Source organism: Azospirillum doebereinerae (assembly GCF_003989665.1).
Lineage (GTDB): Bacteria > Pseudomonadota > Alphaproteobacteria > Azospirillales > Azospirillaceae > Azospirillum > Azospirillum doebereinerae.
Genome location: NZ_RZIJ01000035.1, coordinates 1 through 16,134, shown reverse-complemented (window position 1 = coordinate 16,134; position 16,134 = coordinate 1). Strand labels below are relative to the sequence as shown.

Here is a 16,134-nt window from a genome sequence, read left to right as displayed (position 1 = left end):
GCCCGCGCAACCGGCGTCGGTGGGCGGTCGGCTCGAACATTTCGATGAAGTTGGAACTATCCTTTGACCCAGCGGGGAAGATGCGATATTTCTAGTTTCATCGAAATATGTCCGCCGCATGCGCCGGTCCGCGCAATCCCCCACTCCCTCGCCTGGAGGTCCGGAGATGACGTCCCTTCCCATCATCGTGATCGGCGCTGTGCCGGTCGGCTTGGCCGCCACCGCCCACCTCCTCAATCGCGGCCTCGAGCCGCTGGTGCTGGAGGCGGCCCCCGACATCGCCGCCCATGTCCGGGACTGGGCCCAGGTTCAGCTCTTCTCTCCGTGGCGCTACAACATCGACCACGCCGCCCGCGCCCTGCTGGAGGCCGGCGGCTGGCAGGCGCCGCCGCCCGACGCCCTGCCGACCGGCGGCGAACTGGTCGACCACTACCTGCGCCCGCTGGCCGCCCTGCCGCCGATCGCCGCGCGCCTGCGCCTGAACCACCGGGTGACGGCGATCAGCCGCCAGGGCGTCGACAAGGTCAAGACCGCCGGCCGCGCCGCGGCTCCCTTCGTCGTGAGGGTCGCCACCCCGGCGGGAGACACCGAGCTGCAGGCGAGCGCCGTTCTCGACGCCTCGGGAACCTGGAGCACGCCCAACCCGATGGGCGCCAACGGCCTGCCGGCGATCGGCGAGGCGGCCAACGCCGCCCGCATCGCCTACGGCATCCCCGACGTGCTGGGAGCGGCGCGGGCCCGCTATGCCGGCAAGCGGGTCCTCGTCGTCGGCTCCGGCCACTCGGCCGCCAACGCGCTGCTCGATCTGGCGACGCTGGCCGAGGAAGAGCCGGGCACCGGCGTGGTCTGGGCGGTGCGCGGCGGCGACGACCTGCGGCGGGTGTTCGGCGGTGGCGACGCCGACGCGCTGCGCGCGCGGGGCGCCCTGGGCACGGCACTGCGCCGGCGGCAGGAAAGCGGCGCCATCGAGCTAGTCACCGGCTTCCGCGCCGCCGCGGTGGTGGTGGAAGACGGCCGCCTCGCCGTCGAGAACGGCGGCGGGCGCCGCATCGCCGGGATCGACGCGATCATCGTCGCCACCGGCCAGCGGCCCGACCTCGCGCCACTGCGCGAGCTGCGTCTGCGTCTCGATCCCTGGCTGGAATGCGCCGACGCGCTGGGGCCGCTGATCGACCCGAACCTGCACAGCTGCGGCACGGTGCGGCCGCACGGCGTGCGCGAGCTGACCCCCCCGAGCCGGGCTTCTACACCGTCGGCGTCAAGAGCTACGGCCGCGCCCCGACCTTCCTGATGGCGACCGGCTACGAGCAGGTGCGCTCGATCGCGGCCTTCCTCGCCGGCGATCTCGACGCCGCCCACGCGGTGCAGCTCGACCTGCCTGAAACCGGGGTGTGCAGCAGCGACCTTCCAAACGCCGCGGACGTCGCGGAGGAGGCCGGCTGCTGCGGCGCGCCGGCGCCGGTCGCGTCGTGCTGCGCCCCTGAACCCGTGGCCGCCGGTGCCGGCCCGGCGGGTGGCTGCTGCGGGCCGCGCGCGCCGTGAGCGGCGCGTTGTCCGGCGGGCGGGCGCCGGGCCGGGCGCTCCGCTCGCCGCGGGCCTTCATCGCCGGCCTCGGCGCCGCGCAGATCGTCTCCTGGGGCTCCCTGATCTACAGCTTTCCGCTGCTCGCCGAACCGATTGCGGCCGAGTTCGGCTGGAGCAAGACCGAGGTCTACCTGCTGGCGTCGCTGGCGCTGGGCTGCTCCGGCCTGACCGCCATCCCGGTCGGCAGCGCCATCGACCGCGGCCAGGGGCGGGCGGTGATGGCGGCGGGCTCGCTGCTGGCCGGCGCCCTGCTGTGGGCCTGGTCGGCGCTGCCCGGCGGCTGGCCGCTCGTGCTGGTCTTCATCGGCCTCGGGCTCGCCCAGTCGATGACGCTCTACGAGCCGGGCTTCGCCGTCGTGGCGCGACGCTACGGTGCCGACGCCCGGCGCGGCATCACCGCACTGACCCTGTGGGGCGGATTCGCCAGCACCGTCTTCATCCCGTTGACCCAGCTTCTGCTCGACCGCTTGGGCTGGCGCGGCACGCTGGAGGCGTTGGCGCTGGTGAATCTGGCCCTCTGTGTGCCCCTGCATCTGGCGGTGATCGACGGGCGGCGTGACGCGACCGCCGCCACGTCGGCCAGCGGGGCGGAGGACCGCCGCGTCGTGCGCTGGGCGTTGGGTCAGCCGGTCTTCTGGGGGCTGGCCATCGCCTTCACCGTCTACTACGCCATTTTCTCCGCGCTGAGTTTCCACCTCTACCCGTTGCTGATCGAGCGCGGGCTGTCGTCGGCGGCGGTGGTGGGGGCGATGGCCCTGATCGGTCCGGCCCAGGTCGCCGGGCGCATCGTCATCGCCGCCGCCGCCCGCAGGCTGTCGATCCGCGGGATCGGCGTCGCCACGACCCTCGCCCTGCCGGCGGCGTTCGCCCTGCTCTTCCTGGCCGACCACAGCACGCCCGTGCTGGTCGCCTTTGCGCTGCTCTACGGCAGCGCCAACGGCATCATGACCATCGTGCGCGGCGCGGCGGTGCCCGACATGCTGACCCGCTCGGCCTATGGCGCGGTCAACGGCGTGCTGACGGTGCCGACGGCGCTGCTCAAGGCCGTCGCGCCGACGCTGGCCGCCCTGCTGTGGCAGTGGAACGGCTCCTACGGCCCGGTGATCGCCGCGACGGTCGCCGCTTCACTCGTGGTGGTGGGAAGCTTCGGCTTCGCGGCGTGCCGCCGGCCGCGCTGACCGTCAGCAGCAGCCGGGCGTCCCGGTCTCCGCTTCGGCCGCCCGCGGCGTAATCGGGCGGGCGCAGCACTGCTCGGTGAGGAAGCTCACCAGGCCGTCCATCTGCGGGTAGAGCGGGCGGCAATGCAGGATGCGGCCCTCGCGCACCTGCTCGATCAGCCCGACGATCATCAGCTGCTTGAGGTGGTGCGACAGGGTGGAGGCCGGCACGCCCAACTCCTCGCCGATGGCGCCCACCGTCATGCCGCCGTCGCCGGCCTGCACCAGGCGCTGGTAGATCGCCAGCCGGGTCGGGTGGCCCAGCTCGGCGAAGCAGCGGGCGGCGGTGGTCACATCCAGCGAGGTCATCGGGATCGTCTCGTTCCATGCGGCGGCCTGGGACACGCGCCGCTTTCCGGGAATAAGATGGGCCACCCACATCGCAGTTTCCAGAACCATCGAATTGACTGGACCAATCGGGCGTCGGGCTGAGATGTGGGCCGGTTAGGAAGCAATGCGCTCGATCCGCCACCCGACGTCTTGCAGGCGACGCTCCCAGCCAAGCGCGGCTTTGCCCTCACCGAGATGACTGGCTCTCAGCGCCACGCACAGCAAATGGCTTGGCCGTGTCATGGCAACGTAAAGCAATCGCTGTGCATCAAGGGCTATGGGGCTCTTACGGCCAGCCAGCAGCCGAAAATGTCGTCCAATGTGGCAAGAGTGAAAAAATGTGTCGAGGATCAGGGTGGCGGTGTGGGTTTGCCCTTTAACGCTGTGGATCGAGCCAAGCCGGATGTTCACCGACCTCCCGTTCTCGTCGTCGTGGGCATAAAGGTGGCGGGGAGGCTGTTCGGGCGGCCGGACAATCGCCTCCGTAGGCCACGCGAGAAACGCATCGATCGGTTCCATCCAGCGCGGACCATGCCATCCTTCTTCCTGGTGGCTTGCAACGAGCGCTTCCGTCGCGACCCTGATGACAGGCCAAGCGGCTGGATTGGGAGGCGTGCTCATGGTCGCACAATCCCACAGCCATTTGTGCATCGCCTGCCACAAGGCTGGCCGTTCGGACGCATACGCACGGAGTTGACGAAGCGGGTTGTGGCGCGTTCCGAAATCAGGCGCTCCGCACGCTTCCAGCAGATGGATCAAACCCAGCGCCAGTTCCGTGATGGCTGGCCCCAGTTCGCCGCTCTCGGTTCGTCGGTGGTGAGCCAGGCACAGGTAATCGGCAAGAACACGCGGCCGCGCCGTGCGGCGGGAGGCGTCTGGCTCGTACCGGTTCCAATAGTCACGGACGGAGTGCGGCAACTGATCCGCCTTGCGTGCACGCTGACCTGGAGGGGCGTGAACCCGCCCGATGGCCGTGAACACCCCCTGGCGAAGGGTATCGCCGTCGAACTCTCGGCACAGCAGCGCGCCGAAGGCTTGCAGCGGACGTTCATGCATGGCCTCGGGGCCAAAGAGGAAAATGGTGTGGCCACGGCTGCCGGTCGGTTCACCCTTCAAGGCCCCCCAACGATGCAAGGCATCGCCTTCCATCACACGCCGGCTCGGCGCCACGGCGGACGCCCGCGCGGCGATCCAGCCCCCGAACCGGTTGCTGCGCGGCAGGCTGCGCGCCTGCGTGTCCGGAAAGGCATCCACCGGAACGGCTTCGGGCTCGCCGCGGTCTCCGTCATAGATGGCCTGATCGCTGTCGCCGAAGCGCTGCCGCAGCGCACAGGCGTCTTTGGGAAAAAGCCGTGACAGCATGGCGGCGTGCAAAGGGCGGGTATCCTGCATCTCGTCCATGAAAACACAGGGGAAGCGGTGCCGTATCAGAGCCGGATACTGGGGCGCCTCGGCAACCAGCCGCTCTCCAAACGCGAACATGTCGTTGTGGAAGAAACACCCGAGTCGGCGAAGGCGACGCCGAAGCTTAATCATAGCCTTATAGGTGGGCTGCTTCGGATCTTTCAACTGAAAGGCCGAGAGGTCTAGGCCCAGGTCGGCCCCCCGGTACTCCAGCGCGTGGCACAGTTCAGACACGACCTCCATGGCGGTCTTCTGCGGAGCACCGGCCGTGGCTTTCCGTGATGAACTCTGGGCGCGCATGATGGCAAACTTGCGGATCGGTTCGAACCGGTCATCCTCCCAAACGATCCGGCGTGCGACAGCCCGGCATCGGTCATCGTCGATGAAGCGGACGCCAATCGGCCCCATATGGTATGATCGGAGATAAGGCAAGGCCAGGAAGCTGTTCACGAATCCGTGGATGGTCCCGACATAATGCGGATAGGCCAGCAGACGCGCCGCTTCCGGTACCCGCTGCACTCCCTTTTCCAGTTCATCGCGGGCGACGGTCGTGTAGGAGAGCACGCAGATGCCACGGCTCCGCGCCGTCCACTTGCGCGCCAGAATGGCCAGCTTGGCGACCAGGAGCGTTGTCTTGCCGCTTCCTGGGCAGGCTTCGACATCGCCGGAGTCCAAGGCCCGCAGAACATCCCGGCGCTCGCCCTCGAAGCGCAATCCCAGTGCCTCTTCGATCCAGAAAATATCGGCGTCATCGATGACGGGCAGCGAAAAAACCTCGCTCATTCGTCGACAAGCACCTCGGCTCTGGCAACGGGCATCGGCTGGTCGGTGGCCGTGGCATGCCGCAAGGCCTCGCTCAGGTAGCGCGGCACCTTGCTGGCAAAGACCCGCCGCTCGGCGGCCGTGCTGTAGCGCTCCTCCAGGATACGGGCTAGGGTTTGAGCCGCCGCCGCCTTCGAGCCGGCCGCCACCACCTTGTAGACGCGGACCGCACGCTCGATCGGGTCCGTGCAGTCTGCCCGCAATTGCTCGTAGGCCTGTTCGGCCTCGGCTTCCCACTCTGTCCAAGCCGCTCCAGCCCTATCGCCCGGGCCATCGGTCTCATCGTCGCGTGCCGCCAGACGCCCGGCGATGTAGATCTCGCGCTCCAGTCCGGCGCGCGCCAGATCGTACTCCAAGGTCCAGTGATCCGAGACGAACGTCCTCACGCGTTGCCCATCCGCTTTGACCTTCGCCTTCATCCACGCATCGGCATCGATCTGGGATTCGGTCTTCTGCCGGCTTCCAGGCTTCAGCATGAGGATGTCGCGCGCGCAATCCGGCAGCACGTCACGATCGGTCACGCAGGCAACGGGACAGGGGCCCGGAACGTCATCGCTGCGCATCAGGATGCGGGCGTAGCGGTGCAAGCCGGTCCCGCCGACATTGACGATCGACACCCCATGCTTGGCCAGATCGATGCCGAGCAGGGCCGCGATGGTCGGCAACAGCAACGCCTCCGCCGTCCCTTCGACGACGATGACGCCGCGCGCGAAGAACAGGTTGGCCTTGGTCGCGTCCAGAAAGCGCTGCAGGAACCGGTAGTCTCCAGCGACCAGCCGGGTCCGGCCCTCCGCCAAGGAGAAGCCCTGACCACCCGCGAGAACGATCAGGCTGCCAAGCGGCAGCTTCGACGCAAGGACCGGGCTGTGGGTCGACATCAGCACCTGCACCGGGCGCTCCGACCGGGCGTCCGGCCATGCCGCCCCATAGCCTGCTCCCGACGGCGCCCCCTTCCCGAGGCTCCGGTCGCTGTCCCCCCGTTCCGCATCCGCTGCCGCCTCCTCCGTCTCCGCCTTGGCGGCGGAGCGAAGCCCTGGCTCGGTACGGCTCAGCAGAAAATCAATGAGGCGAAGCTGAAGTTGCGGGTGCAGATGCGCCTCCGGCTCCTCGATGAGAAGAAGCGGCATCTTCTCCTCATCCTGCCCCAGAAGCAGCAGCTCACAGGCCATGAACAGCAGGTTCTGGTAGCCGAGCCCACGCGGATGCAGACGGGGACGGCGCGTCATCGCCGCACCCGACGCCTCAGGGTCGGCGGCTGAAGGCCCGCTGGGAAGCAACAGCAGCTCCAACTTCTCCAGCAACAGCCGCAGCCGCAACTCATCGGCGCCGCACGCAACGCCGATGTGGCTGGACATCCGGTCGGAGCCCAGGGCGAGATGGTGCAGATAATCCTCGTTCAGGCGGGCGCGTGCCTTGCTCACCCCGGCGTGGGTTTCAATCAAATGATCCGCCAGCTCACCGCGCCGCAACAGCGTCTGTGGCAGCGACACGCCCGGGTCCCCTGAGCCCAGGGCGCTGACGAAGGCTTGAACGTCAAACGCCTCGTCGTCCTCGCCAGCGATGGCGAGCGTGTGACGGAGAATCTGCGACAGACGCGAGTTCCGCCCGGAGGACAACTCACGTTCGGCATCACGCAGAGGCTTCAGATAGGTGGCTTCCAGAAGCGCCCGGGCCGGTCCCTCGAACCAGGGCCCCTGACCATCCTTTCCAGACCGCAATTCCACCGAAACACGCCAGCGGGAAGCGTGCTTGACCTTGACCGATCCCGCTCTGGTGGGACGGTGTGCCACCAGCGTCAAGTACAGAACGGGCGCCTGAGGTGCCTCGGGATCGCCCTCGTACGTGAGATGCTCGATAAAGCCGGAGGCGTCGGCCTCGGAGATGCCGGCGAACTTGCAGGTGATCGCCAGCCGCGCCTCCGGCTCCCGCTGATCACTCCTCCAGTGGAAATCGCGATCGGCATCGATCCGTGCGGTGTCGTGCCCGGCGGCGCCGACAACCAACCGCACCGCATCGATGACCGCCGATTTCCCCGCGTCGTTCTCACCCACGAGGACGTTCAGTCCGGGACGCAGCGTGAGCGCCAAACGCGCGAAGAGCCGAAAATTCTCCAGATGGAGTTCCGCCAGATGCATCCGCCGCCACACGCCGTTGGTGTACCGCTGTTTTCTACACCCTCGCCAACGCGTGCGGCAACCCAGGCATCGTTACACCCGAGAAACAGATGCGCTCCGCTCATCCCATGCTCTGCATTGTCCTCGCTGGCTGGGCGGAGCCCTGGAGGAGGGCGGGACGATTGGAGGAGACGCTGGACGAGCGCCTGGAGGAGCGGCGCGCCGTCCGCAACGACGCACCGCTGGAGGATGTTCCCGGCCCCCGGGCGCTTGTCCGGGGGCTCGCCCGCTGGGCGGCCGGCTGCCACCTCGCCGGCTCCAGCCCCCACCAGGACCGCCGATGGTTCCGGGCTGCTCCTCTCACCAAGTGAAGTCGGGCCCGCTCACGTCGAGGGAAAAGCGGCTCGCGAACACGGCGTCGTGGGATCGCTGCAGGTAACAGAGGCCCGCCAAGCGTCGTGTGAAAACGATCCCGTTCTCTTCCAGAAACAGAGGGATAGCATTCCGTGACCAGTCGTCGGGACGAAACACGCCCGTTCTGTAGAAATCCGCGAAGTCCTCAAGGTCGCTTTCCGTCCAATCGAAGCCGTTCGAGCAGAGAACCAGACGCACCGGCCCATCGTCCTCCGGCTGCAGCAGCGCGGCCCTCTGTTCGACCTCGGCGGTTCTGCCAAGAAACCCCCAACGGGTCTTGATGGCTTGTCCCGCAAGGGCCGCGCCCGCGAACTCCCGCTGGACGACCAATCTGGCGTTCCCCGGAAATTCGGCCGCAAGCCGCTCGAAGCGCTGCCAGGAGGCATCGCCGTCGTCCCAGCTTGGCCGGATGCTCTTCACCTCGAACCACGCCTTACTCCCGTCATGGGACCGGACAAGGAAGTCGATCCGCTTCCTGGTGCCCGCCAGGGGTGGCTCATAGTGCAGGGTGGCTTGACCATCCATCCGGTCCAGGAGCGCCGCCGCCGTGGCCATCTCGTTCACGTCCTCGATGAGCGCGCGGATGTAGTCCCGGCTTTCGGGCGCTTCCCCCAACAGCGCCGCCAAGCGCCGGAACTTCCCAATCAGCGCCTCGGCGTTCACAAAGCGCGGGTCACCCGCGAGGCGCGGGGCGAGCTGCGCCTCAACCCGATCGGCCCACTCCGTCCGGCTGGCCGGCCAATCGATCGTGATCGTCGCAGGGTCGCAGTCGACACCGTCGGAGTGGTCTCCGCCATCATCCGCCATGACTTGCCCTCCTGGATGTTTTATCGAGCGAACCAGCGCAACCGCGACTGCGCCAGTCATGATTTGTGCTTGAAACCAGGCCGTGATGGAACGAACCGTCGAATTGGGCGATGGCGGCTGGGTGACGCGCGTCACCGGGAGGGAGCCTGGACAGGCCGCCGCCCCGACGTTCGACTCTTCGGCTCCTCAGCCCCCGGTCGGCTTGGCGCCCTGTCCAGGCGACATGGACCGGAGCCGTGCCGCCGGCAAGGCGCTTGCCATATCTTCATTGTTCGACTAGGGTAGAAATATGGAAACGAAGAACGCCATCGATGCCTTCGCCGCCCTGGCCCAGGACACCCGCATGGCCGTATTCCGCCTGCTGATCCAGGCCGGGCCGAACGGGCTGACCGCCGGCGATGTCGCCCAGCAGGTCGGCGTCCCCGGCTCGACCCTGTCGCACCATCTGGCAACGCTGGAGCGCGCCGGGCTGCTGCGCTCCTGGCGGGTCCAGCGGCAAATCTTCTACGCCTGCGACTACGAGGGCACCCGGCAGCTGATCGCCTTCCTGATGGAGGACTGCTGCCAGGGCCGTCCCGAGCTGTGCTCCTCCGACCTCCTCCAGGCGGGAGCTTGCGGCCCGGCGGGCTGCGCTTCCGAGACCTGACCCGACCCGCCGCATCCCGCGGCCTGGAAAAGGCGATCCCGCGATGACCGACCGCGTCCACAACGTCCTGTTCCTGTGCACCCACAACAGCGCCCGCAGCGTCATGGCCGAGTGCCTGCTCAACCGCGAGGGCCGCGGCCGCTTCCGCGCCTACAGCGCCGGCAGCCAGCCGACCGGGCGCCTCAACCCGCAGGTCCGCGACCTGCTGGAGCGCCTCGACTTTCCGACCGCCACGCTGCGCTCCAAGAGCTGGGATGAGTTCGCGCTGCCCGGGGCGCCGCACATGGACGTCATCGTCACCGTCTGCGACAGCGCCGCCGGCGAGGTCTGCCCGGTGTGGCCGGGCCAGCCGATGACGGCGCACTGGGGCTTCCCGGACCCGTCGAGCGCCCAGGGCTCGGACGCCGAGAGGGCCGCCTTCACCGCCACGGTGTTCGGCCAGATTCAGCGCCGCATCCAGGCCTTCGCCAGCCTGCCCTTCGCCGCGCTCGACCGGCTGGCCCTCAAGCGCCGGCTCGACGACATGGCCGGCGCGGGGAACGGCGCATGACCGGGAGCGTCACCCCGCTGGCCGCCGCGGAGCGCCCGGCGCTCGCCCGCCTGCTGGCAGCCAACGGCCTGCCTACCGACGATCTCGACGAGCCCGGCCGGCGCTTCTGGCGCGTCGCGGACGCCCAGGGGACGCTCGGCTATGGCGGGCTGGAACTCCATGGCGCCGACGCGCTGCTGCGCTCCGTCGTCGTGCCGGCCGAGCGACGCGGCGCCGGCGGCGGCTGGGCCGTGGTGGCGGCCCTGCGCGCGCAGGCGGTCACGCTGGGGGTCGAGCGGCTGTGGCTGCTCACCACCGGCGCCGCCGGCTTCTTCGAGCGTCTCGGCTTCCAGCGGGTGGAGCGAGCGTCGGCCCCTCCGGCGATCCAGTCCAGCGCGCAGTTCGCCGGCCTGTGCCCGGGCAGCGCCGTTTGCCTGCGCGCCGATCTCGCGCGACCGGCCGAAGGGCTGGCGGCGGTCGGGGGCGCGGTGATCCTCTATCACAACCCCGCCTGCGGGACGTCGCGCAACACGCTGGGGCTGATCCGCAACAGCGGCGTCGAGCCGACGGTGATCGAGTACCTGAAGACGCCGCCGAGCCGGGCCGAGCTGGTGGCGCTGATCCAGCGCATGGGGGTCCCGGTGCGCGCCGTGCTCCGGCAGACGGGCACGCCCTACGCCGAGCTCGGTCTCGACGATCCCACGCTGACGGACGAGGCGCTGCTCGACGCCATGATGGCGCACCCGATCCTGATCAACCGGCCGATCGTGGTGACGCCGCTCGGCGTGCGCCTGTGCCGGCCGTCGGAGGCGGTGCTCGACCTTCTCCCCGCTCCACAACGCGGCGCCTTCGCCAAGGAAGACGGCGAGCCCGTCGTCGACGCCGCCGGGCGGCGCGTCGTCCCCGCCTCCTGACAGGACCATCGACATGACGGCTGACATCCACGCCGCCCCGGCGGAACGCCCCGCCATGGGCCTCTTCGAGCGCTACCTCAGTGTCTGGGTGGGCTTGTGCATCGTCGCGGGCATCGCCTTCGGCCATCTGGCGCCCGGGCTGTTCCAGGCCATCGCCGCCGACGAGCTGGCCCGGGTCAACCTGCCGGTAGCGGTGCTGATCTGGCTGATGATCGTGCCGATGCTGCTGAAGATCGACCTCGGCGCGCTGGGGCAGGTCAAGGAGCACTGGCGCGGCGTCGGCGTGACGCTGGTCATCAACTGGGCGGTCAAGCCCTTCTCGATGGCGCTGCTCGGCTCCCTTTTCATCGGCCACCTGTTCGCGCCGCTGCTGCCGGCGGACCAGATTTCCTCCTACATCGGCGGGCTGATCCTGCTAGCGGCGGCCCCCTGCACGGCGATGGTGTTCGTCTGGTCGAACCTGTGCGAGGGCGAGCCGCACTACACCCTGAGCCAGGTGGCGCTGAACGACCTGATCATGGTCTTCGCCTTCGCGCCCCTGGTCGGGCTGCTGCTCGGCGTCTCGTCGATCACCGTGCCGTGGGGGACGCTGCTGCTGTCGGTGGCGCTCTACATCGTGCTGCCGGTGGTGGCGGCCCAGCTCTGGCGCCGCACCCTGCTGGCGTCGGGCGGCGAGCCGGCCCTGACCCGCGCGCTGTCGGTGTTGCAGCCGGTGTCGCTGGTGGCGCTGCTGACCACGCTGGTGCTGCTGTTTGGCTTCCAGGGCGAGCAGATCCTGGCGCAGCCGCTGGTCATCCTGCTGCTGGCGGTGCCGATCCTGATCCAGGTCTACCTCAACGCCGGTCTGGCCTACTGGCTGTCGCGCCGGTTCGGGGTGGCGTGGTGCGTGGCGGCGCCGGCGGCGCTGATCGGCGCCTCGAACTTCTTCGAGCTGGCGGTGGCCGCGGCCATCAGCCTGTTCGGTCTGGGCTCCGGGGCGGCGCTCGCCACCGTGGTCGGCGTGCTGGTCGAGGTGCCGGTGATGCTGTCGGTGGTGAGGATCGTCAAGGCGACCAAGCCCTGGTACGAGGGGCGGGCCGGCGCCTGAGGCCCGGCCCCGCCATGGGACCATCACCGGAGAGTGTCGGCATGTCCGAGCATGATAGCGAGAACGGCGCGGATTTCCCGAGCCTGGACGAGCCCTATTTCGAGGCGCCGGACCTCGGCAAGCTGACGCCTGGGCCGGTGTCCACCCACCCGCCGCGCATCCTGCTGCTCTACGGCTCGCTGCGCGAGCGCTCCTACAGCCGCTTCCTGGCCGAGGAGGCGGCCCGGCTGCTCCAGCGCCTGGGGGCGGAGACGCGGATCTTCGACCCGCGTGACCTGCCGCTGCCGGACAGCGTGCCGGCCGACCACCCCAAGGTGGCCGAGCTGCGCGCCCTGTCGCAATGGTCGGAAGGCCAAGTATGGGTCAGCCCGGAGCGGCACGGCACCCTCACCGGCATCCTGAAATGCCAGATCGACTGGCTGCCGCTGGAAAGCGGCGGCGTCCGGCCAACGCAGGGGCGCACGCTGGCGGTGATGCAGGTCTCGGGCGGCTCGCAGTCGTTCAACGCGGTCAACGCCATGCGGGTGCTGGGGCGCTGGATGCGGATGGTGACCATCCCGAACCAGTCGTCGGTGGCCAAGGCGTTCCAGGAGTTCGACGAGGCCGGCCGGATGAAGCCGTCACCCTACTACGACCGCGTGGTGGACGTGATGGAGGAGCTGGTGAAGTTCACCCTGCTGGTGCGCGACCGCAGCGACTACCTGACCGACCGCTACAGCGAGCGCCGCGAGGCTGGCCGGACGGCCGCCAGCGAGGCGCAGGCCCTGACCGCCGCCGCGATGAGCGGAGAGCGCACCACCTGACCCCGTGAGGCATGGCGGGTCACGGCTTGGCCGCTTGGCCACGCCCGCCAACGCTGGCTTCCGTCGCACCCGCCCGACTGGTCCAAATTCAGGGTCAACGCGCACCGCCGGCGCCGGCCGGTCAAGCCGCCAGCATCTTCACCCCGGACGCCACCAGGATCGCCGACAGTACATAACGCAAGGCTGCGACCGGCAGATGCCGGCTGCCCAGCCATGCCCCAATCATCCCCCCGGCTCCGGCTGCGACCAGCCACACCGGCAGCGCCGGAGGCAGCATCGGCAGCGTCGCCCAGGCGCCAATCAGGGCCGACGCCGAGTTCAAAAGGTTGAACGCGGCCGACACGGCGGCCGTCCGCCGGGTTTCGACCCACCCCAGCAGCAAGATCACTGGTGCCAGGAAGATGCCGCCCCCGGTTCCCGTCATGCCCGATAGAAAGCCGATGCTTGCACCCGCCACCAGGGCCGGCCAGAAGGGCGGATGCTCGGGCGGCACCGTCGTTGCCGGTCCCCGCCTGGACATCCAGGTGGAGCGCGTCAATTCCAAGCCGGCCAATAGCAGACAGCCGCCCACCACGGGGTAGTAAAGCGGGGCGGGAAGATGCACCAAGCCGCCGGCAAAGGAGAAGGGCACGCCCAGCACGCCAAAGGGATAGAAGGTGCGCCAGCGAAACAGCCCCGCCCGTGCAAAGCGGGCTGTGCCAATCGCCGCGACCAACAGGTTCAAAGCCAGGGCAACCGGCTTCATAACGGCGGGATCAAGGCTGACCATCCCCATGACAGCCAAGTAGCCGGAAGCCCCCGCTTGGCCAACGGCAGCGTACAGCGCCGCGATGACCAGGATCAGCCCCGCCAGATTGACCGTCTCGCCCACAACGCTCCCTCCCGGCTTCCCCGTCGCTTCTAACCGGGCCGCCCACGACCGACAATTCCTTTCGGAAACGCCGGCCTCCCGCTGGAGCGTCCGGCTCCCAACTATGGGACCGAAGGCATGGCAATCGGCCAGCCCGTCAAGTGTCATCATCGACCGGATCGAGCAAGCCCTGCTCTCGGGCTCGGTCGAGGAGGGCTTTGACGCTCGATGGCGCCCAGGTCCGGGCGCCGGTCTTGGTTGGGATGCCCTGGCGCTCCAGCTGGCGGCCGATGCGGGCGAGCGTCGGTTTCTCCCCCTCCGCGGCGTTGTGGATGGTCGCGACCAGTTCCACCAGCCGCCTGTCCTGCGCCACCGCCTTCTTGGAGCGCCGCGGCGCCGCCTTCAGCAGGCTGGGATCGGCCAAGCCGTCGCCGACCAGGCGGCGCACGGCCCGGATCAACGCGTCGCGCGTCCAGGGTGATGGGTTGTCGCCCGGGCGCTTCTTCACCGCGGTGTTGAGCACGTCGACGACACGGTCCCAGGGGTGCGCCGGCCGCAGCCGCTCGACGACCGGAAGAAACTCCCCGGCCCCCTCGGCGACCCGCTCGCTGAGCCGGTCGTCCCGGGCGCGGGCCACCCGGCGCCGGGCGAGCGGGTCCCTGGCGATCAATCCTGGATTGCCCGGCTGCTTGCCGATCGCCTTGGCCGCCCGCACGCCAGCCTTTGTCCGCTCGCGGATCAGGGAGCGCTCGAACTCGGCCACGGCGCCGAGGATCTGCAGGGTGAACTTGCCCTGCGGGCTGCCGGTGTCGATCGGGTCGCCGAGCGACTTGAAGGCCGCTCCCTTGCGCTCCAGGCCGTCGATCACGTCGAGCAGGTGGGCGAGCGAGCGCGCCAGACGGTCGATGCGCACCACCACCAGCGTGTCGCCCTTGCGCACCCGGTTCAGCACCGCCTTGAGCTGCGGCCGCTCGCGGTCGGCGCCCGAGGCGTTCTCCCGGAAGATCTCGGTGCAGCCGAACTTTTTCAGATCGAGGAACTGCGCCTCGGTCGACTGGTCCTCGGTGGAGACGCGTGCGTAGCCGATGAGGGCCATGGGCGGCTGCTTCCTGTGTGCGACGGCTTCCCAGCCGGCAGGGCAAGGCGCCCCCAGCCGGCCGGATGCGCCAGCATACCCTATTTTCAGGGCAAGCGTTTATCCATAACCGTCTGGTTGGAAATCAGCGGAAAAATTTTGACCGCCAAGCCGGCCACAGTCCTCTCCGCAGGCAGCGAGACAAGATGCCAAACCGGATGGTCGGCTGGTAAGCGCCGGCCGAGGCGGTCGAAAACACGCCCCGTGCTGGACAGGGGGCGAGCGCCTGAAGGGAACTGTTGTTTTTCAGCTGGTTGAAGCGGATGCGAAGGGGCTTCGACCAGCTTTTCGCATGAACCGCTGACATTTTGCATGAACCGGTTTGCAAAGCTGCGGCACGCGAGGCCCCAAACCCCTCAGGATCCGGCTTTTCGCATCAACTGCCTGACAACGACAGCCAAGCCCGAAGGCTCCGGCAGGTCGAGCATCTTCTCGAAGGTGGCGAGAAGGAGCGAGAAATGGAGGCGCCCGGAGCGAGTGCCCCAGTTGTAGGGCGCCAGGATCACCGCCGGCTGCAGACGGCGATGGAGTTGCCGGTAGCGGGTGATCTGCAGCAGCCCGGGCAACCCGGCGATGACGATCTGCCGCTTCGTCCGGTTGAGAAGCGACTTGATGAACTCGGCGACATCCTCGGTCTGTTCGGGCTGCGTGCTGCTCACCATGTGGTGCCCCTCGTCGATGAAGATCATCTCAGTGCGCATCTGGTCGGCGTAGAACTCGATCCTCTCGATGATGTCGCTGGTGTTCCAATGGTCGGAAGCCCGGTAGCCGAAGGCGCCTAGCAGCGCGGCGACAAGCGCGCGCTGGGTGGTCCTCTTGGGAGCCTCGACGTAGACGATGCGGCGAATGTCGGCGTCCCGCAAGGCGTCAGCCGGTGCGGATGTGCCGGAGCCGCTCTCCAGGGTGACGTCCGGGTGATCACGCTGATAGTCTTCCAGCGCCGTCGTCTTTCCGGCCCCCAGCGCGCTGACGATGAGCAGGGCTCTGGCTTTCAGCGGCGGGCTCCCCGGCGGTTGGCAGCAGGTGTACAGGCGGGCGATGGCGGCCTTCGCCTCGACATGGTTGGGTTGCGGCAGCACCCGCGTCTCGAGGGCGATGATCGGATCGGCTGGTTCCGGACCGGGGGTGTTCAACGCAAACCTTTCATCCATTCCGCACTGATCCTTTCGATGTCGCTCTCCAGGTCGACGGGTGCCAGGGTGGAGGGGCGGGGAGAAGGGAGCGAACCACGGTCCGGTTTGCCGGGTGACGCTGCCGACGGGAGAGAGGCCACGCCGGATGCCGGAACCGGCATTGCCGTCGAGGGTGGCTGGCGCGGGGGCGTCAACGAACCGCCGGCCAGCGGCGTGAAGGTCTCGCCGTTGGCGTCGTAGCGGGCCGCCCAGGCCGCGGTGGTGGTCTTAGAGCATCGCGCCTGAAATCTGAATCGGCGGTTGCGCTTGGGCCGCTGACGTGATTCACCATTGTTGGAGGTGGAT

At 68.8% G+C, this 16,134-nt stretch carries 17 protein-coding genes and 1 pseudogene; 9 read left to right on the top strand and 9 right to left on the bottom strand.

What is annotated here, in order from left to right; translation table 11 throughout:
• The first annotated feature begins 166 nt into the window (after positions 1-166).
• From EJ913_RS28055 to EJ913_RS28050, 3 genes are read left to right on the top strand one after another with little or no spacing between them, the layout of a single operon-like run.
• On the top strand, positions 167-1,291 hold the full coding sequence (locus tag EJ913_RS28055) for an NAD(P)-binding domain-containing protein (RefSeq protein ID WP_211099057.1): 1,125 nt from the start codon (positions 167-169) through the stop codon (positions 1,289-1,291).
• Positions 1,291-1,542, top strand: coding sequence for a hypothetical protein (locus EJ913_RS32220; protein WP_211099056.1), 252 nt, complete (start codon positions 1,291-1,293; stop codon positions 1,540-1,542). The genes EJ913_RS28055 and EJ913_RS32220 overlap by 1 nt, the downstream gene beginning before the upstream one ends.
• Positions 1,539-2,762, top strand: a complete 1,224-nt coding sequence (locus EJ913_RS28050) for an MFS transporter (RefSeq protein ID WP_211099055.1) — start codon at positions 1,539-1,541, stop codon at positions 2,760-2,762. Before EJ913_RS32220 ends, EJ913_RS28050 begins: the two co-directional genes overlap by 4 nt.
• Before the next feature lie 3 nt (positions 2,763-2,765).
• Here EJ913_RS28050 and EJ913_RS28045 read toward each other — a convergent pair whose 3' ends face one another.
• The 3 genes from EJ913_RS28045 to EJ913_RS28035 form a co-directional block, all read right to left on the bottom strand.
• The gene (locus EJ913_RS28045; RefSeq protein ID WP_244939524.1) at positions 2,766-3,146 is read right to left on the bottom strand and encodes an ArsR/SmtB family transcription factor; all 381 of its coding nucleotides are present in this window, start codon (positions 3,144-3,146) and stop codon (positions 2,766-2,768) included.
• 99 nt (positions 3,147-3,245) lie between these two features.
• Positions 3,246-5,318 (bottom strand): UvrD-helicase domain-containing protein, encoded by a 2,073-nt coding sequence (locus EJ913_RS28040; protein ID WP_127004185.1) that lies wholly within the window; start codon positions 5,316-5,318, stop codon positions 3,246-3,248.
• Positions 5,315-7,492 (bottom strand): ATP-dependent nuclease, encoded by a 2,178-nt coding sequence (locus EJ913_RS28035; RefSeq protein ID WP_127004183.1) that lies wholly within the window; start codon positions 7,490-7,492, stop codon positions 5,315-5,317. Before EJ913_RS28035 ends, EJ913_RS28040 begins: the two co-directional genes overlap by 4 nt.
• A 161-nt stretch (positions 7,493-7,653) precedes the next feature.
• On the opposite strand from EJ913_RS28035, the gene EJ913_RS32215 reads away from it, so the two are divergent.
• Entirely contained in the window at positions 7,654-7,842 is a 189-nt protein-coding gene (locus tag EJ913_RS32215) for a hypothetical protein (protein ID WP_127004181.1), read from the top strand.
• Here EJ913_RS32215 and EJ913_RS28025 read toward each other — a convergent pair.
• Positions 7,832-8,692, bottom strand: coding sequence for a hypothetical protein (locus tag EJ913_RS28025; protein WP_127004179.1), 861 nt, complete (start codon positions 8,690-8,692; stop codon positions 7,832-7,834). The two genes, EJ913_RS32215 and EJ913_RS28025, sit on opposite strands and share 11 nt — an antisense overlap.
• A gap of 289 nt (positions 8,693-8,981) precedes the next feature.
• Here EJ913_RS28025 and EJ913_RS28020 point away from each other — a divergent pair, with 289 nt between their 5' ends.
• Genes EJ913_RS28020 through arsH form a run of 5 tightly spaced genes read left to right on the top strand, consistent with a single transcriptional unit; the run spans position 8,982 to position 12,671 of the window.
• The gene (locus EJ913_RS28020; protein WP_127004177.1) at positions 8,982-9,338 is read left to right on the top strand and encodes an ArsR/SmtB family transcription factor; all 357 of its coding nucleotides are present in this window, start codon (positions 8,982-8,984) and stop codon (positions 9,336-9,338) included.
• 43 nt (positions 9,339-9,381) lie between these two features.
• Complete coding sequence (locus EJ913_RS28015) at positions 9,382-9,888, top strand: arsenate reductase ArsC (protein WP_127004175.1); 507 nt, start codon at positions 9,382-9,384, stop codon at positions 9,886-9,888.
• Complete coding sequence (arsN2, locus tag EJ913_RS33305; RefSeq protein WP_425321129.1) at positions 9,885-10,781, top strand: arsenic resistance N-acetyltransferase ArsN2; 897 nt, start codon at positions 9,885-9,887, stop codon at positions 10,779-10,781. The genes EJ913_RS28015 and arsN2 overlap by 4 nt, the downstream gene beginning before the upstream one ends.
• A gap of 55 nt (positions 10,782-10,836) precedes the next feature.
• Positions 10,837-11,868 carry an ACR3 family arsenite efflux transporter gene (gene arsB, locus EJ913_RS28005; RefSeq protein WP_127004245.1) on the top strand — a complete coding sequence of 344 codons (1,032 nt, stop codon included), beginning with the start codon at positions 10,837-10,839 and terminating at the stop codon, positions 11,866-11,868.
• Positions 11,869-11,909: 41 nt separating this feature from the next.
• Complete coding sequence (gene arsH / locus EJ913_RS28000) at positions 11,910-12,671, top strand: arsenical resistance protein ArsH (RefSeq protein ID WP_127004173.1); 762 nt, start codon at positions 11,910-11,912, stop codon at positions 12,669-12,671.
• 121 nt (positions 12,672-12,792) lie between these two features.
• On the opposite strand, the gene EJ913_RS27995 is transcribed toward arsH, so the two are convergent.
• From EJ913_RS27995 to EJ913_RS32210, 5 genes and pseudogenes are all read right to left on the bottom strand, one after another.
• Positions 12,793-13,542 carry a sulfite exporter TauE/SafE family protein gene (locus EJ913_RS27995; RefSeq protein WP_244939523.1) on the bottom strand — a complete coding sequence of 250 codons (750 nt, stop codon included), beginning with the start codon at positions 13,540-13,542 and terminating at the stop codon, positions 12,793-12,795.
• A 136-nt stretch (positions 13,543-13,678) separates the two neighbouring features.
• Entirely contained in the window at positions 13,679-14,617 is a 939-nt protein-coding gene (locus EJ913_RS27990; RefSeq protein WP_127004171.1) for a recombinase family protein, read from the bottom strand.
• 86 nt (positions 14,618-14,703) lie between these two features.
• Positions 14,704-14,970 (bottom strand): hypothetical protein, encoded by a 267-nt coding sequence (locus EJ913_RS27985; RefSeq protein ID WP_127004169.1) that lies wholly within the window; start codon positions 14,968-14,970, stop codon positions 14,704-14,706.
• 42 nt (positions 14,971-15,012) lie between these two features.
• Positions 15,013-15,807, bottom strand: a complete 795-nt coding sequence (locus tag EJ913_RS27980) for a TniB family NTP-binding protein (protein WP_127004167.1) — start codon at positions 15,805-15,807, stop codon at positions 15,013-15,015.
• A pseudogene (locus EJ913_RS32210) lies at positions 15,786-16,134 on the bottom strand (hypothetical protein); the annotation flags it as partial. The pseudogene EJ913_RS32210 and the gene EJ913_RS27980, both read right to left, overlap by 22 nt.

Coding starts and splice junctions, on each gene's coding strand:
- EJ913_RS27990 (WP_127004171.1), bottom strand. CDS start 14,617: ATGGCCCTCATCGGCTACGCACGCGTCTCCACCGAGGACCAGTCGACC.
- EJ913_RS28015 (WP_127004175.1), top strand. CDS start 9,382: ATGACCGACCGCGTCCACAACGTCCTGTTCCTGTGCACCCACAACAGC.
- EJ913_RS28040 (WP_127004185.1), bottom strand. CDS start 5,318: ATGAGCGAGGTTTTTTCGCTGCCCGTCATCGATGACGCCGATATTTTC.
- EJ913_RS27980 (WP_127004167.1), bottom strand. CDS start 15,807: ATGGATGAAAGGTTTGCGTTGAACACCCCCGGTCCGGAACCAGCCGAT.
- EJ913_RS28055 (WP_211099057.1), top strand. CDS start 167: ATGACGTCCCTTCCCATCATCGTGATCGGCGCTGTGCCGGTCGGCTTG.
- EJ913_RS28035 (WP_127004183.1), bottom strand. CDS start 7,492: ATGCATCTGGCGGAACTCCATCTGGAGAATTTTCGGCTCTTCGCGCGT.
- arsH (WP_127004173.1), top strand. CDS start 11,910: ATGTCCGAGCATGATAGCGAGAACGGCGCGGATTTCCCGAGCCTGGAC.
- arsN2 (WP_425321129.1), top strand. CDS start 9,885: ATGACCGGGAGCGTCACCCCGCTGGCCGCCGCGGAGCGCCCGGCGCTC.
- EJ913_RS28020 (WP_127004177.1), top strand. CDS start 8,982: ATGGAAACGAAGAACGCCATCGATGCCTTCGCCGCCCTGGCCCAGGAC.
- EJ913_RS32220 (WP_211099056.1), top strand. CDS start 1,291: ATGGCGACCGGCTACGAGCAGGTGCGCTCGATCGCGGCCTTCCTCGCC.
- EJ913_RS28025 (WP_127004179.1), bottom strand. CDS start 8,692: ATGGCGGATGATGGCGGAGACCACTCCGACGGTGTCGACTGCGACCCT.
- EJ913_RS27985 (WP_127004169.1), bottom strand. CDS start 14,970: ATGCAAAATGTCAGCGGTTCATGCGAAAAGCTGGTCGAAGCCCCTTCG.
- arsB (WP_127004245.1), top strand. CDS start 10,837: ATGGGCCTCTTCGAGCGCTACCTCAGTGTCTGGGTGGGCTTGTGCATC.